This window comes from Nocardia niigatensis NBRC 100131 (assembly GCF_000308655.1).
Taxonomy (GTDB): Bacteria; Actinomycetota; Actinomycetes; order Mycobacteriales; family Mycobacteriaceae; genus Nocardia; species Nocardia niigatensis.
Window position 1 is genome coordinate 71,565 of the sequence record NZ_BAGC01000055.1, and the last position, 14,018, is coordinate 85,582.

Sequence of the window (14,018 nt, forward strand, 5' to 3'; positions counted from 1 at the left end):
TCAGCTGCTCGCTGCCGCAGTCGGACAACCACATCGAGGCATCGGGGGTTCCTCGCCGATGTTCCACGACCCCGGTGCCAGTGGTCTGCCGTCTTCAACCCTGTGCACTCGTCTGCCAGCTCCTGCCATGGCGCACTGAGCATGTCGGACATCGACGCTCGACTGTTGCTGTCGAGAAATGTCACCGCACCGAGAGCCCAGCTGACACCAACGCGATCACAGCAGCCGCAATTCGCAGCTGCCGCACCCCCGGAGCTTCGCAAAGGCGAAGGCCGCCGCACGCCCAGGGGGTGGCGTACGGCGGCCTTCATGGCGCGGCGCTGACCGGGGTGGGGTCAGCGGCGCACCATCAGGGGAAGCTTGCGGCGGGGGCGGTTGACCGCGCCGCCACGGATGGCGTGCGGCTGACGCTCGCCGACCAGTCGGTCGAAATCGCCTGCGCTGCAGGCCGGTTGGGCCAGTCGGCCCGCATTGAAGTCGTCCACCAGCTGACGCACGGTCTGCTGCGCGCACGACTTGTTGGTACCGATGAACCCGGTCGGGCCACGCTTGATCCAGCCGGTGACATACGCGCCCGGCACCACCGAACCGCCCGACTCCTCGAGCACCCGGCCGTCCATGTTCGGGATGACCCCGGCCCGCTCGTCGAACGGCACACCCGGCAGGGCCGCACCCCGGTAGCCCACCGAGGTGAGTACCAGCCCGGCGTCGATGGTTTCGACGGCCTCGGTCGGAACTGCGTGCACCGCACCGTCATCGCCGGTGACGAGTTCGTTGCGCACCACCTCGACCCCGGTCACCCGGTCCACGCCCGCGATGGCGACCGGCGCCGACAGGTACCGGAAGACGATGCGCTTGCGCCCGCCCACCGGCCGATCGGCCAAGCCGCGCAACAGCTTCAGCTTGTGCTCGACCTTCTGCGACATGCCCTCGACGATCTCGGGGATCTCCCCCTCGACCACGATGTCGACATCCGCGCCCAGCAGGCCCACGAATTCCGGCACGGTGAAGGCGGATTCGGCCGGGCCGCGCCGGCCCAGGATCACGACTTCCTCGATATTGCTGCGCCGCAGGGCATTCAGCGCCCGCTGCGACACATCGGTGGCGACCAGCAGCTCCGGATCGGTGGTGAGAATGCGGGCGACGTCCAGCGCCACATTGCCGTTGCCGACGATCACCGCGCGCTCGTGCGACAGATCGAAGAACCGGCCCGCCTGGTCCGGGTGCCCGTTGTACCAGGCCACGAAGTCGGTGGCGGAGGTGCTGCCCGGCAGCCCCTCACCCGGAATCCCGAGCTTGCGGTCCGAGGACGCGCCGACCGCGTAGATCACCGCGTGGTGATGCGCCAGCAGTTCCTCGTGCGAGACGTGCTGTCCCACATTCACGTTCAGGTAGGACCCGAAGCCCGGCTGCGCCGAGATCACGTCGTAGAGGTCCCCGACCTTGCGGGTCTTGGTGTGATCGGGCGCGACACCGAAGCGGGCCAAGCCGTACGGCGTGGTCAATCTGTCGAACACGGTCACGGCGACACCGGGCTGGGTGAGCAGTTCGTCGGCCGCGTACATGGCCGAGGGCCCGGAGCCGACGACCGCCACCCGCAGCGGTTCACGCCCGGGCTTGACCTCCGCCGCCGGAATCGGCATGGCCAGCAGCGGCCGCGGCCGCTCCTGCCGGTAGAAGTCGGCATTGATCTCGATGAAGGGCAGCTGCTCCTTGGTCAGCTTCTTCGACGAGGTGATGGCGTCCACCGGGCACGCGGTGGCGCACGCCCCGCAGTCCACACAGGCCTGCGGGTCGACGTAGAGCATTTCCGCGGTCAGGAAGTCCGGCTCGTCGGGAGTCGGATGGATGCAGTTGACCGGGCAGGCGTAGACGCAGGACGCGTCGCTGCAACAGGATTGGGTGACAACGTACGGCACTGTACGTCCCCCTTCCCTACGCGACCTTGCCGGAGCGGATCGGCTCCGAGCGGTAGCGCGAGCCCGGGCCGTCGATGCCCAGCAGCTTCCAGACCCGCTTGGAGATCGGGTTCATCAGACCGATCTCGTGGGCCAGCGCGCGCACGTCGACGAAGTAGTCGCTGAAGACCTGCCTGGCCTCCTTGGAGCCGTAGAACAGCTCCTTGCGCACCTGCTCCGGAATGTCGAACTCCTGGAAGAACTTCTTCGGCGGGGTTGCGATGGAGCGGCCCAGGATGAACATGATGATCGGCATGGCGATCGAGAGGATGAAGCGGTTGGCCGCATTCCGCTCGGGCACATGGTGCTTGAGGAACTCGTGCGCGAAGGAGATGTGGCGCGCCTCCTCGGCGACGTGAATGCTCATGACGCCGCGCATGATCGGGTGCACCTCCTCACCCGAACGCAGGATCTGCTTCTGGATGTGATCGATCGGCTCCTCGCCGGCGAGCACGGCCATGAAGAACAGGTTCGGGAACGCGATCGCGACCGGCACGCCGAGTAGGCGCAGCTGGCGGACCAGCGGGCCCATGCCTGGAACGTCCACGCCGATGCGGTTCACCATCTCCTGGAACATCAGGGTGTGGTTGAGTTCCTCGGCCATCTCATGGGTGCAGTAGCGGAATTCCGCGTCACCGTTGGGCAGCGCGAAGGTGTGGTTCACCATGCCGCTGATCAGGATGGACTCGAACTGCAGGCCGACCTTGGCGATATTGGCCTGGCGGTACTTGCCGACCGCGATCTGCTGGTCCACCGTCAGCGACTGGTACCAGTCGTGGCGGCCGAGCGGGTCCGCGGACTCCGGCAGGATCCAGCGCTCGGGGCGGGCGTCGGCGTCGAAGTCCGGGTTGTCCCAGTCGATGTCCTCGTAGGGGTCGAAGTGCTTGTTCACCGACCCTTCCGAGAGCAGCAGCAGCTTGTTGGCGTACTCCTGAGCTTCGGCAACCACGGGGTCGTCAAGGGGGGTCGTGGTCGGAGACATCGTCGTCACCTCTCCAGTCAGTGGCGTTATGTGTACCCCATAGTTACACCAAATAGGAGAGGCGTCAACAGCTCGTCCGCACGATGCTTGCACGAGCTAGCACCGATTAGCACGCGCGGCCGCGGCGAACCGGCGAGTAGCAGGACAAATGATCACCGCAAAGCGCTGCTGCCCTGGTGACACGCCGGAGCATGCCCGTCAGTGAATGCGGCCGGCGAGGGCCCGGATCCTGGTCGATCAGCGCCTGCCGGGACGCGATGGCGGCACCGTCGGCGATCGTCCGCTCCGGGTCCGAGGCCACCACCGGACGCGCCAGTTCCTTGGCGAGCACCTGCGCCACCGACCACCAGGATCCGATCCACATCGGCCATGGTCACATCCACGACGCGCAGGCACCGATAGACCAGCGCCAGCGAACGGCGAATGTGCTCATTGCGCAACTCACCCGCATCGGCGTCCCAACCACCGGACACGAGATTGTCCGCACCTGCGCCGTTACGCCACACAACAGTGCTGTCCAGGCAGGTGACCGCGAATCAGCCCGCGCGCCTTCGGATGGCGCAAGGTTTGCGCGAGCTCGGCTGTTCGCCCGATACGGGACAGTGGAGGTCAACGCGTCGGATGGGCCTGGAGTAGACGACAATCGCCCCCGCTCCGAGCGATCCGGAGCGGGGGCGATCAGTAGCCGGGTGGTGCGGGATTACTTCGCAGCGCTGCTGAGCAGCGTGTTGCTCAGCACCGACACGACGCTGTAGGCCAGGTTGAGCAGATCGGGAGCGAGACCCGAATCGCCCGTGAGCATCTTGGCCAGCGGGCCGAGCAACTTGACGGCCATCTGCACCAGCGTGCTCACGGAGGTCACGCCCAGCCCGTTGGACTTGGAATTCTTGTCGAACGCCGGGGCCTGTGCCCCCGGAGTCGACTGCGAACCCTGGAGACCCGGCGTGACCGTCATCGGACCGCCGGTAGTGCCCGGCTGTTGCGGTTTGCCCGGCTGTTGCGGCGCACGCTGATCCGCGATCGCCCGCGCCGCGGGCTTGGACTGCCCGGGCTGGGCCGCCTGCGGCTGGGCACCGGGTTGCGGACCGGACTTCGGCTGCGCACCGGGCAGCTGCGACTGTTCCCAGCTGTTCAGGAACTGATCGGCGAGCAGCTGGACGATCTGCAGTCCGCTCTCGAGCGTCGCCTCACCCGGCTGCTGCTGCGCCGGGACCGGATTCTGTTGCGCCGGAACTGAATTCTGCTGTGCCGGCGCGGGAGCCGTCGATCCGGGCAGCTGTCCCGGCTGGGCCGGAGTCTGTCCCGGCTGGGCCGGAACCGCCGGAACGGTGGTCTGCGGCGCCTGCGCCGGCACCACCACCGGTTGCGACTGCGGAGCCGCCGCCTGCGGCGTCTGCGGTGTCGGTGCCGGTTTCTGTTGCGCCGGAACCGGATTCTGTTCCGCGGGAGCGACAGCCTGCGGCGTCGGAGCCGGCACGGGCTGCGCCGGTGTGGCCGTCGGCTGCGCATCGGCGGGCTGCGCCGGAACCTGCTGTCCCGGTTGCGTTCCCGGCTCGGACGCCTTGCCGGTGTCGGCGGGCACCGGCACGCCGAGCAGATAGGACGCGATACCCGTGGTGATGGTGACAGCGTGCTTGAGCTGTCCCTCGGGGGTTTCCAGCTGCTGCGCGTCCTCGGCATTGGCGCCGTTGCCCATTTCGAGGAACACGTCGGGGACGGTGGTCAGCGCGGGCCCGGCGATGTCGGAGCGAGTCTGAAGCCCGTCGACCGCGCCGTTGTAGGTGGCGACCTGATACCCACTCTGCACGTAGGCGTCCCGCATGGCCTTGGAGGCGGCCAGCCCGGCGCCCGACTGCACGTCGTTGACCTTGGCATCGGCGACGGGCAGCGCCGGCACGATGAGATGGAAGCCGTGCCCGTCTGCGGGACCGCTGTCGGCGTGGATGCTGAGTGCGATGTCGGCGCCGGAGGCATTGGCGGCCTTGGCCCGATCGTCGATGCAGCCACCCCAGCCGGTGTCGTCGGGGCGACTCATGACCACGTGCGCGCCCAGGCCCTCGAGCGAGGTGCGCACCAGTTGCGCGACGTTCCAGTTGATGGTGTGTTCGGCTATGCCGTGCAGGGTCGTCATGCCGGTGGTCTGGCACGCTTTGGTGCCGCCGCGACCGTCACTGACCTGCTTGTTCTCGTCCTGGGTGTGATTGGCGCCCTGATGGCCCGGGTCCAGGAAGATGGTCTTCCCGGCGAGCTTCTGGGGCAGCTCCGGCAGCGCGGGCGCGGCCAGGGCGGCGACCGGGACGATCCCGGCCACGGTGGTGATGGCCGCCGCGGTGACGGCGGTGCAGATTCCGGCCTTAGTGATGCTTGGCTTCATAAGCGGACGGCGCTCGGGGCTGAGCGCCCCTCCCTTCCCACTAGTAACACCAGACCCATTTGGCCACTCTGACAACATCAGTTACTTTCTGGCAAGCTTCGTGATGGAACCGTTACCAGTGGTCAGACGTCCGAAACCCAGCATTCTCAGCATGACCGGGCGCAATGAGCAAAAGACCACTACAGCCACTATCGCGCACTCCCCCGCCCCGATCCGGACGACGCGCCCGCGCGAAATCAGGACGACACGCCAGCGCAGAACCGCACGACGCGCCGACACGAATCCGCCCCCGCACATCGAAGGGTGCGGGGGCGGTCAAGTCGGTGGCAGGTGCGTCAGGCGGAGACGATCTGATCCCCGTTGACGCTGATGGCCCGCGGGTCCAGCGCGCGCGGCGCGGGACCGCCGGCGACCGTCCCGTCCAGGTGGAAGGTGCTGCCGTGGCACGGGCATTTGATCAGGCCGTCCTCGACGGCATTCACCTTGCAACCCAGATGCGTACAGGTCGACGAGAACCCGTCGAAGGTGCCGGCGACGGGCTGGGTGATGACGGTGTCACCGGTGATGATGCCGCCGCCTACCGGAACGTCGCTGGTATTCGCAAGGACCGCGCCCTGCTTCTTGGCCTGGGCCGGATCGTTCTTGGCCGGAACCGCATTGGGCGCGGCCGAGGCGGGCTTGTCGGTGGTGCTGCTGCAGGCTACGGCCGTGAGCGCGGTCGCGGCGACCGCGGTGGTGGCCAGGGCGGTCCGGCGGTCCATGCGGAACCCGCCGGGTGCCGGGGTGGTATCGGTCATCGGTAACTCCTAGCTCGAGGCCGAACCGGTGTGGATCGGCCGCTGCTTGTTCGACGTGCGGAGGGGTCCGTGGGTTCACCTGCTTCGGGTCAGGCGCTGATCGGCAATCGGCGCAGGGAGCGTAGGGCGTAATGCACTCGGGTCTTGACGGTGCCGACCGGGACGCCCAGGTCGGCGGCCACATCCTGGTAGGCACGATCGCACAGGATCACCTGCACGACCGCGTCGCGCTGCGGCGGCGGCAGCTGCGCCAGCAGGTCAGCGACCAGCAGACCGTCGGTCAGCGCCTCGGTGAAGTCGGGCCGGGCGCACCGATTCTCGGCCTGCTCCCCGAGTTCGTCCCAGCTGGCGTCCCCGGGCCGGGCGGCCCGGAAGCGGGCGGTGTCGATGAGCACATTGCGTTCGATGGTGAGCAGCCAGGTACGGACGCTGCCCCGGGCCGGATCGTAGCTGGCGCAGGCACGCCACGCCCGCAGCAGCGTCTCCTGCACGGCGTGTTCGGCCAGGCCCGGGTCTCCGAGGCGACTCACGGCCCGCCAGTGCAGCAGGCCGCGGTCGGCGGCCAGCACGGCCGCCAGTCCCGCGTCGGTGCACAGCCGGGCGCAATGGACGGTGCATCCGGCGCTGACCGGGTGAAGGCTTCCCATGTCTTGAATATCGTTGCGGGAGCCGAAAGGGCATCGCTCGCGTTTGTGTATTTCCCGAAAACGCCCGATTTCCGCGAAACAGACCGGGTTTTCTGATAGACCCTCCCCCGGGAGATGCGGGGATCTCTCCCGAACACCGCACGCCGGGAACCGTGCGGTGCAGTGAGCTGCTCAGGGAGGAACACCGTGCGTGCAGGCGCGCTCGTGGCCGCGGGAGCATTCGCTTCCGCGCTGACAATGGCCGCATCCGGAATTGCGGCCGCCGAACCGGCCACCGATATCACGGCGGACGGGACGTATTTGGTCAATGTGGATATCAAGCCGGGCACCTATATCGGCGACGGGACGCCGGATCCGGGCGCCGGCACGTGCTTCTGGCGACGGCTGTGGAAAATCCAGCAGGCCGACGATTACCCGGACCCGAACTACTACATCATCGCCAGCGACTTCACCCGGACCAAGCCGATCACGGTGGAGATCAAGGCGACCGATGTGGGCTTCTCGACCGAGAACTGCGGGGCCTGGCATCTGCAACCCGCACAGCCCAGTACGGGTTCGTTCGGCTAGTCACCGCTCGGCGGCGGGGTCTCGGGACCGTGCCCGAGACCCCCTTGCGGGTGCGCGGCACGGCTAGGGTGGCCGCATGACCAGGCGGAAGACTCTCATCACCGGCGCCAGCTCCGGATTGGGTGCGGGCATGGCCCGCGAATTCGCGCGGCGGGGACGGGATCTGGCCCTGTGCGCGCGGCGGGTCTCGAACCTCGAGGAGCTGCGCGCCGAGCTGCTGGCCGCGAACCCGGCGATCACGGTCGCGGTGCGCGCGCTGGACGTCGACGATCACGCGGCCATCCCGAAAGTCTTCGACGAGCTGCGGGCCGAACTCGGCGGGCTGGACCGGATCATCGTCAATGCCGGGATCGGCAAGGGCGCCCGCATCGGCACCGGCCGCGCCGACGCCAATCTCGCCACCGCCACCACGAACTTCGTCAGCGCGCTGGCCCAGGCCGAGGCGGCCATGAGTATCTTCCGCGAGCAGAACGCCGGGCACCTGGTGCTCGTCTCGTCCATGAGCGCGGTGCGCGGGCTGCCGGGCAAGAAGGCGGCCTACGCGGCCAGCAAGGCGGGCGTGTCCGCGCTGGGCGAGGGGCTGGCCATCGAGTTGCGCGGCACCCCGATCAGGGTCACCACGCTGCAGCCGGGTTTCATCGCCACCGACATGGCGGCCAAGGCCGGGGACGCGAAACTGGTTGCGCCGCTGGAGAAGGGCGTGAACTCCATGGTCGCCGCCATCGAGCGGGAGGCGGTGCGCGCCTCGGTGCCCGAATGGCCCTGGCGGGTCCTCGGAGCGGTGATGCCACTGCTGCCGCGGGCGGTCATGGCGCGCATGGGCTAGCCCGAGAGGCAATCGGCGCCGAACGCTTTCGCATGATCGAATCCCACGGATAGCATCGCGGCCATGACGAAGTTCACCACCTGGGACGGCTTGGAGCTCAACTACCGCGTGTGGGAGGGCGAGGGCGTTCCGGTGGTGCTGCAGCACGGAATCGTGGGCGACACCAATGCCAATTGGATGAGCGTGGGCGTGGTCTCGGCGCTGCAGCGGGCGGGCCACCACGTCATCTCGCTGGACGCGCGCGGCCACGGTCGTTCCGAGAAGCCGCACGACCCGGCCCGCTACTCGTGGCAGGCCATGGCCGACGACATGCGCGCGCTGCTCGACGAGCTCGGACTGGATCGCGTTGCGGTGGCGGGCTATTCGATGGGCGCGATCATCTCGCTGCTGGTGGCGGGCGCCGACGAGCGGGTGGAGCGGCTGGCCATCGGCGGTATCGGCAGCGGCGTGGTGGACTGCGGCGGAATCGATTGGCGCGTCATCAATGCCTCTGACATCACCGCCGCCATGACCGGCGACGGCTCCGAGGCGCCCCCGCTGGCCCGCATGTTCCGCATCCTGGCCGACGCGCTGGGCGCGGACCGGGAGGCCATTGCCGCCGTCGCCGCCGGAGTGAACGCTGCCCCGATCGAATCCCTGTCCGGCATCACGATTCCCACCCTGGTGCTGGCGGGCGACAGCGATCCGTTCGCGGCCGAACCCGAACGTCTCGCCGCCGCCCTGCCCGCTGCGAAGTGCGTCGTGGTCCCCGGTGATCATCTCGCCGCGGTCGCCAACCCCGCCTTCTCGGCAGCGTTGGTCGACTTCCTGAAGTGAGAGTCACGCTCACGTGGAGGTTCTCAGGGGCTTGCCCCTGAGAGTTGGGAGAGTTGTCTAGTACTGCTTGCGGTGCGGGACGAACTCGAGGGTGAGCAGGGCCAGCGCCGCGATCAGTACCTCGCGCCAGCGGATCAGCACGTAGCGCTGATCGCCGAAGGCGTTGAACTTGCGCAGGAATCGGTACAGCGATTCCAACCGGATGAGCGGATCGCCCAGTCGCACCGCGAGATACACCGTCTGCATGGTCCGCGACCGGTGCTTGTCGGCGAAGATCTCCGGAAACGCCGCGAAGGCCAGCGAGATTCGCTTGATCCCGTGTTCGCGCCCGTACGCCACCAGGTCCACGATCATGCGCTCGTCGAGCCCGTTGGGTGCGTCGCGCCGCCGCCACGGCACGTCCAGGCTGAGGTCCTGGCCGTTGCCGGCGGAGCCGTAGCGCTGGAATCCCACCACCTGGCCGTCGGCGTCGCGGGCGATCACCACGAGCATGCCCGGGTGCCGGCCGTCGAGCAGGTGGTCGAGGATCATGGAGAAGCCGCGGGTCTGCCGCCCGTGACCCCACTCGTCGACGATGGACAGCAGGGTCTCGCGCTGGGGTTCGGTGAGCGCGACCTCGGGCAGGATCTCGGTGGTGACGCCGAAGTTCTTGGTGCGGCTCACCGCCTGCCGCAGGTTGCGGTACTTGCGGCCGACCATGTCGAAGTGGTCGACGTCGATGACCACGTCCCGGCCGACGGCAATGGCACGCAGCCCGCGGTGGTCGACCGCTCGCCGCTGCCACATCGCGGACACCTCCGGGCTCGCGCCCAGCACCGCGATGCGCCAGCCGTGGCTGCCCGCGAAAAGGGAGAATTCGGTGAGCAATTCGGGGAACCGGTCGGCGTCGCCGAGGGGATCGCCGGAGACGACGGCGATTCCGAACCGGGCCCGGTAGGCGAGGGCGGCGGAACCGGTGTCGTTGAAGAAGTAGGTCTTGGACGAGTGGAGTGCGAACGGCGCCAGCGGATCCCGCTGGCTGCGCCGCACCAGTTCGGCGACCCGGGGCAGCTGTTCGGGTTGCGGCTTGCTGCCCTGCGGCAGAACCAGGATGGCGCCGCTGGCCGCGAGGAAGAAGAAGCCGATCACCGGGTGCTCGGTCCGGTAGCTGAAGTTCGAGATCACCAGTGTCATCGCCGCGTAGGTGAGGTGCGGCAGGGTGATGGGCCGGCGCAGATAGAGCCCGCGGGCCACGAACAGCCCGGCCAAGGACACCGCCACGAACCAGCCGTGGTCGTTGCCCTCGCGGGAGGCGCGCTCGGCCGCCCAGACCAGAATGACGCTGCCCAGGACCAGCGCGCCCATCAGGCCGACACGGGTGCTGGGGCCGGCGGTGAAGGTGGTTTCCCGGTACGCCGTCAGCGTCGGATTCGGTATGCGTTCCTCACGCATCTGGACCCCTTTTCTCCACACGCGAAAGCCTCACGGGCCCTGTCCCCATGGTGACCTCCCGCGTCTCCCACATCGACACACTAAGACTGAGAGACGATCAGAGGCACCCGGTTATTCCGGCCACCCCAGCCGTGGCGAGGTGAGCACGGGATCGGTAATGCCATTGTCGCAGGCCAGACCGACGGCGTCCCAGCCCGCGAGACTCGATCCGGCCTCGTATTGGGATTGGAAGAAGTCCAGGGCCGTGCCGACCGGGTCGGCGCTGACGCGGACGTCGTCATAGGGCAGGTAGGCGTTGTGGCCGGACCCGGACGCCACCCAGCGGGCTGCGGCCGGCCGGAGCGGCCGGTCGCTGAGTCCGGCGGGTTCGGGCGCGGTGTAGGAGTAGAAGGTCGGGGCCGGGGTCTTGTCGTCGCCGAACCAGAATCCGGCGCTGATCACCTCGCGTGAATACGCCTCGCGTGTGACGGGGTCGACAGTGTCGGGCATCGGGACCTTGCGGTCGGAGAAGCGTTGCACGGCCAGGTCGAAAGTGTGCCAGAACAGCTGGACGGGGCTGATCTTGCCCGAGTAGGTGGCGCTGAAGTGCTCCAGGATGCGCCCGACCTGGCTGTGCACGTGGAAGGCCCGCTGGGCGGCGGCCGGGTCGTAGGTGTGGTGTTCCTCGTCCTGGTCGAAGGGCCGGCCGTGGTCGGGCAGGTCGAAGGGGGTGGGGTGGGCCAGGACCACGTCGACGCCGAGATTGCTGAGCGCGTTCATGGCCTCGAGGTAGAAACTCGCCACCGATTGACCACCGAGGGGGATCTCCTCCTCGGTGCCGCGGTCGTTGCAGACCCGCAGCACGTGGTCGAAGAAGTCGAAGGCGCAGGTGAAGACCGGGCCCTCGGTGGCGGCGCCGAGCGGGACGGTGGTCCAGCCGCGGGCGGTCAGCCGGTAGGTCATGTGCCACCAGTGGTTGCGTCTGATGCCTTTGGCCAGCGCCACCTTCCCGATGATCTGGGCGTAGCGGTGCAGGGTCTCCTTGGTGGGCCGCCACGAGTCGAGCGGGATGGCGGGCAGTATTTCCTCGGCCATCCGCTCATGCTACCCAGCCGCCGAATCGCTATCGTCCGTCTCCGGCGTGCCCGGCCAGCAGTTCAGCGAACGGGCGCACGGCGCCGACGCGGTTGCCGGAGCTGCGGTGACGGACCGGCTCATCCTGCAGGAAGCCCCGCACCCCGGTGGGTTCGGCGATCACCAGCTGGGCCAGTTCGGAGGCCGCGCGATGGATGCGCTCGGCCAGGCCGGTGGAGCCGAAATCCTCGGTGGCGGCGAAGACTCCGGTCGGCACCACCACGGACCGCAGATAGGTGAACAGCGGGCGCATGGCGTAGTCGAGCACCAGCGAATGCCGGGCGGTGCCCGCGGTGGCGGCGATCAGGACCGGCATGCCATTGAGCGCGTCGGTGTCGAGGGCGTCGATGAACATCTTGAACAGGCCGCTGTAGCTCGCCGTGAACACCGGTGTCACCGCGATGATGCCGTCTGCGTCGGAGACCTGCTGCCGGGCCGCGGCCACCGCGGGCGTGGGCAGCCCACCGGTGGTCATGGTGGTGACGAGATCGCTTGCCAGTTCCCGCAGTTCGATGATTTCGACCTCGAGGTCCTCCCCGCGCCCGCCCACCGCCGCGGTGACCGCGGCGGCGAGCTGGTCGGCGAGCAGCCGGGTGGAGGAGGGCTGCGAGAGCCCGGCGGTCAGCACTACGAGTTTGCGACTCATGCTCGTCCTCAGTTCTTTTCGGCGAGCACGCGCTCGCGGGCGGGCTCGACCAGGTGGTGCGGGGCGTCCGGGCCGGCGGCGACGAGGGACGCGTGGGTGGGCGGATCGCTGGGCACCCCGGCGGGGCGGCGGGCCTCGAACTCCTTGCGCAGCACCGGGACGACCTCCTTGCCGAGGATGTCGATCTGCTCCAGCACCATGTCCAGCGGGAGGCCGGCGTGGTCCATGAGGAACAGCTGCCGCTGGTAGTCGCCGACATTGTCGGCGAAGCCCAGGGTGCGCTCGATGACCTGTTCGGGGGTGCCGACGGTGAGCGGGGTCAGTTCGGTGAAGTCCTCCATCGACGGGCCGTGCCCGTAGACGGGCGCGTTGTCGAAGTAGGGCCGGAAGATCCGCTTGGCCTCGGCCTCGGTGTCGGCCATGAAGACCTGGCCGCCGAGTCCGACGATGGCCTGTTCGGCCGCGCCGTGCCCGTAGTGCTCGAAGCGACGGCGGTACAGGGTCACCATCTGCCTGGTGTGCTGCTGGTCCCAGAAGATGTTGTTGTGGAAGAAGCCGTCACCGTAATAGGCGGCCTGCTCGGCGATTTCGGGCGAGCGGATGGAGCCGTGCCACACGAACGGCGGGGTGCCGTCGAGTGGTGCGGGGGTGGCGGTGAAGCCCTGCAGCGGGGTGCGGAACTTGCCTTCCCAGTCCACGCGCTGTTCGCGCCACAGGCGGCGCAGCAGGTGGTAGTTCTCGACCGCGAGCGGGATGCCATCGCGGATGTCCTTGCCGAACCACGGGTAGACGGGTCCGGTATTGCCGCGGCCCATCATGAGGTCGACCCGGCCGCCGGCCAGGTGCTGCAGCATGGCGAAGTCCTCGGCGATCTTGACCGGGTCGTTGGTGGTGATCAGCGTGGTCGAGGTGGACAGCACCAGGTTCTGGGTCCGAGCCGCGATATAGCCGAGCATGGTGGTCGGCGAGGACGGCACGAAGGGCGGGTTGTGGTGCTCCCCGGTCGCGAAGACGTCGAGGCCGACCTTTTCGGCCTCGAGGGCGATGCGGACCATGGCCTGGATGCGCTCGGCCTCGGTCGGGGTGCGGCCGGTGGTGGGGTCCATGGTCACGTCACCGACGCTGAAAATTCCGAACTGCACGGGTCCTCCTCGGGTCGCTGCCATTTTGGTGGATATGGCAACCACTTGAACATAAGGGCTACCAGACCTATTCCGAGGCTCGATCGAGGGGTGATTCGCGCCACTACCGCATCCGCAGGGCAACCCGCGCCACAACGCCGGAATTCCGGCGATACCTGGCCGATTCGGTCTACCGTGGACTGTGGCGTATCCGCAAAATACTTGCGGGTACACCGAAAGACTCAGTAGTGCAAGATCTTTCGACGTATCCTGAACATTCCCCGCGCAACGCCGGAGATCTCGAGCATGGACAGGGGGTAGATCCAATGGCGGACAACACCGTCGGGACGGCATACGCCGTTGTCGTCACCGCGGTCGCCGATCCGATGCAGGTGGAGGGCCTGGAATGGGATCGTGCGGTGGAATACCTGCCCAGTATCGATTCGACCATCATGAAGACGTGGGTGCGCGCTCAGGAGACAGGCCCCGATCCCCGTCGCGGCGTGGTCATCCCGGGCCCGCAGCGCCGGGTCGGCCAACGACATCCCTACCGCGAGGTCTGTGTGCCCTCCGCGGAATATCAGCTCTTCAGCGCTGCGGTCCGCACCAGTCGCCGCCGGGCCCTGGCCACCGCCTGCACCGAGGACGACTCGCGTCAGCGAGCGCGCGTGCTGTACACGGTGCACTGACACCGTAATCAAGGAGTACCGGCGAAACCGTCGTCCAGCACGGTGCGCCCG

The 14,018-nt window shown here is 68.1% G+C and carries 14 protein-coding genes; 4 read left to right on the plus strand and 10 right to left on the minus strand.

All coding sequences use genetic code 11. The features are described 5' to 3' along the window. Positions 1–335: 335 nt before the first annotated feature. The 6 genes from ON33_RS26585 to ON33_RS26610 form a co-directional block, all read right to left on the minus strand. Positions 336–1,919, minus strand: a complete 1,584-nt coding sequence (locus tag ON33_RS26585; RefSeq protein WP_040861822.1) for an FAD-dependent oxidoreductase — start codon at positions 1,917–1,919, stop codon at positions 336–338. A gap of 16 nt (positions 1,920–1,935) precedes the next feature. Beyond that, complete coding sequence (locus ON33_RS26590; protein WP_040861823.1) at positions 1,936–2,940, minus strand: AurF N-oxygenase family protein; 1,005 nt, start codon at positions 2,938–2,940, stop codon at positions 1,936–1,938. A 106-nt stretch (positions 2,941–3,046) separates the two neighbouring features. Then, positions 3,047–3,280, minus strand: a complete 234-nt coding sequence (locus ON33_RS42570) for a hypothetical protein (RefSeq protein WP_174391576.1) — start codon at positions 3,278–3,280, stop codon at positions 3,047–3,049. 360 nt (positions 3,281–3,640) lie between these two features. Next, the gene (locus ON33_RS44510; protein ID WP_051152832.1) at positions 3,641–5,314 is read right to left on the minus strand and encodes an N-acetylmuramoyl-L-alanine amidase; all 1,674 of its coding nucleotides are present in this window, start codon (positions 5,312–5,314) and stop codon (positions 3,641–3,643) included. 335 nt (positions 5,315–5,649) lie between these two features. After that, a complete protein-coding gene (locus ON33_RS26605; RefSeq protein ID WP_051152833.1) occupies positions 5,650–6,111 on the minus strand; it encodes a QcrA and Rieske domain-containing protein in 462 nt (153 codons plus the stop codon). Positions 6,112–6,200: 89 nt separating this feature from the next. Further along, positions 6,201–6,758, minus strand: coding sequence for a sigma-70 family RNA polymerase sigma factor (locus ON33_RS26610; protein ID WP_051152834.1), 558 nt, complete (start codon positions 6,756–6,758; stop codon positions 6,201–6,203). Between the two features lie 186 nt (positions 6,759–6,944). Here ON33_RS26610 and ON33_RS26615 point away from each other — a divergent pair, with 186 nt between their 5' ends. The 3 genes from ON33_RS26615 to ON33_RS26625 all read left to right on the plus strand — a co-directional run bounded on the left by ON33_RS26615 (position 6,945) and on the right by ON33_RS26625 (position 8,967). After that, positions 6,945–7,325: an Rv1352/Rv1906c domain-containing protein gene (locus tag ON33_RS26615; protein WP_040861825.1), complete on the plus strand. Its 381-nt coding sequence runs from the start codon at positions 6,945–6,947 to the stop codon at positions 7,323–7,325. Between the two features lie 76 nt (positions 7,326–7,401). After that, positions 7,402–8,151: an SDR family oxidoreductase gene (locus tag ON33_RS26620; protein WP_040861826.1), complete on the plus strand. Its 750-nt coding sequence runs from the start codon at positions 7,402–7,404 to the stop codon at positions 8,149–8,151. Between the two features lie 63 nt (positions 8,152–8,214). Next, positions 8,215–8,967, plus strand: coding sequence for an alpha/beta fold hydrolase (locus ON33_RS26625; protein ID WP_040861827.1), 753 nt, complete (start codon positions 8,215–8,217; stop codon positions 8,965–8,967). Between the two features lie 57 nt (positions 8,968–9,024). Here ON33_RS26625 and ON33_RS26630 read toward each other — a convergent pair whose 3' ends face one another. The 4 genes from ON33_RS26630 to ON33_RS26645 all read right to left on the minus strand — a co-directional run bounded on the left by ON33_RS26630 (position 9,025) and on the right by ON33_RS26645 (position 13,299). Continuing rightward, positions 9,025–10,398 carry a bifunctional lysylphosphatidylglycerol flippase/synthetase MprF gene (locus ON33_RS26630; RefSeq protein WP_040861828.1) on the minus strand — a complete coding sequence of 458 codons (1,374 nt, stop codon included), beginning with the start codon at positions 10,396–10,398 and terminating at the stop codon, positions 9,025–9,027. A gap of 111 nt (positions 10,399–10,509) precedes the next feature. After that, the gene (locus ON33_RS26635; protein WP_040861829.1) at positions 10,510–11,472 is read right to left on the minus strand and encodes a DUF5996 family protein; all 963 of its coding nucleotides are present in this window, start codon (positions 11,470–11,472) and stop codon (positions 10,510–10,512) included. 28 nt (positions 11,473–11,500) lie between these two features. Next, positions 11,501–12,157, minus strand: a complete 657-nt coding sequence (locus ON33_RS26640; RefSeq protein WP_040861830.1) for an FMN reductase — start codon at positions 12,155–12,157, stop codon at positions 11,501–11,503. Between the two features lie 8 nt (positions 12,158–12,165). Continuing rightward, positions 12,166–13,299, minus strand: a complete 1,134-nt coding sequence (locus ON33_RS26645; protein WP_040861831.1) for an LLM class flavin-dependent oxidoreductase — start codon at positions 13,297–13,299, stop codon at positions 12,166–12,168. A 305-nt stretch (positions 13,300–13,604) separates the two neighbouring features. On the opposite strand from ON33_RS26645, the gene ON33_RS26650 reads away from it, so the two are divergent. Then, entirely contained in the window at positions 13,605–13,967 is a 363-nt protein-coding gene (locus ON33_RS26650; protein ID WP_040861832.1) for a hypothetical protein, read from the plus strand. Positions 13,968–14,018: the final 51 nt, after the last annotated feature.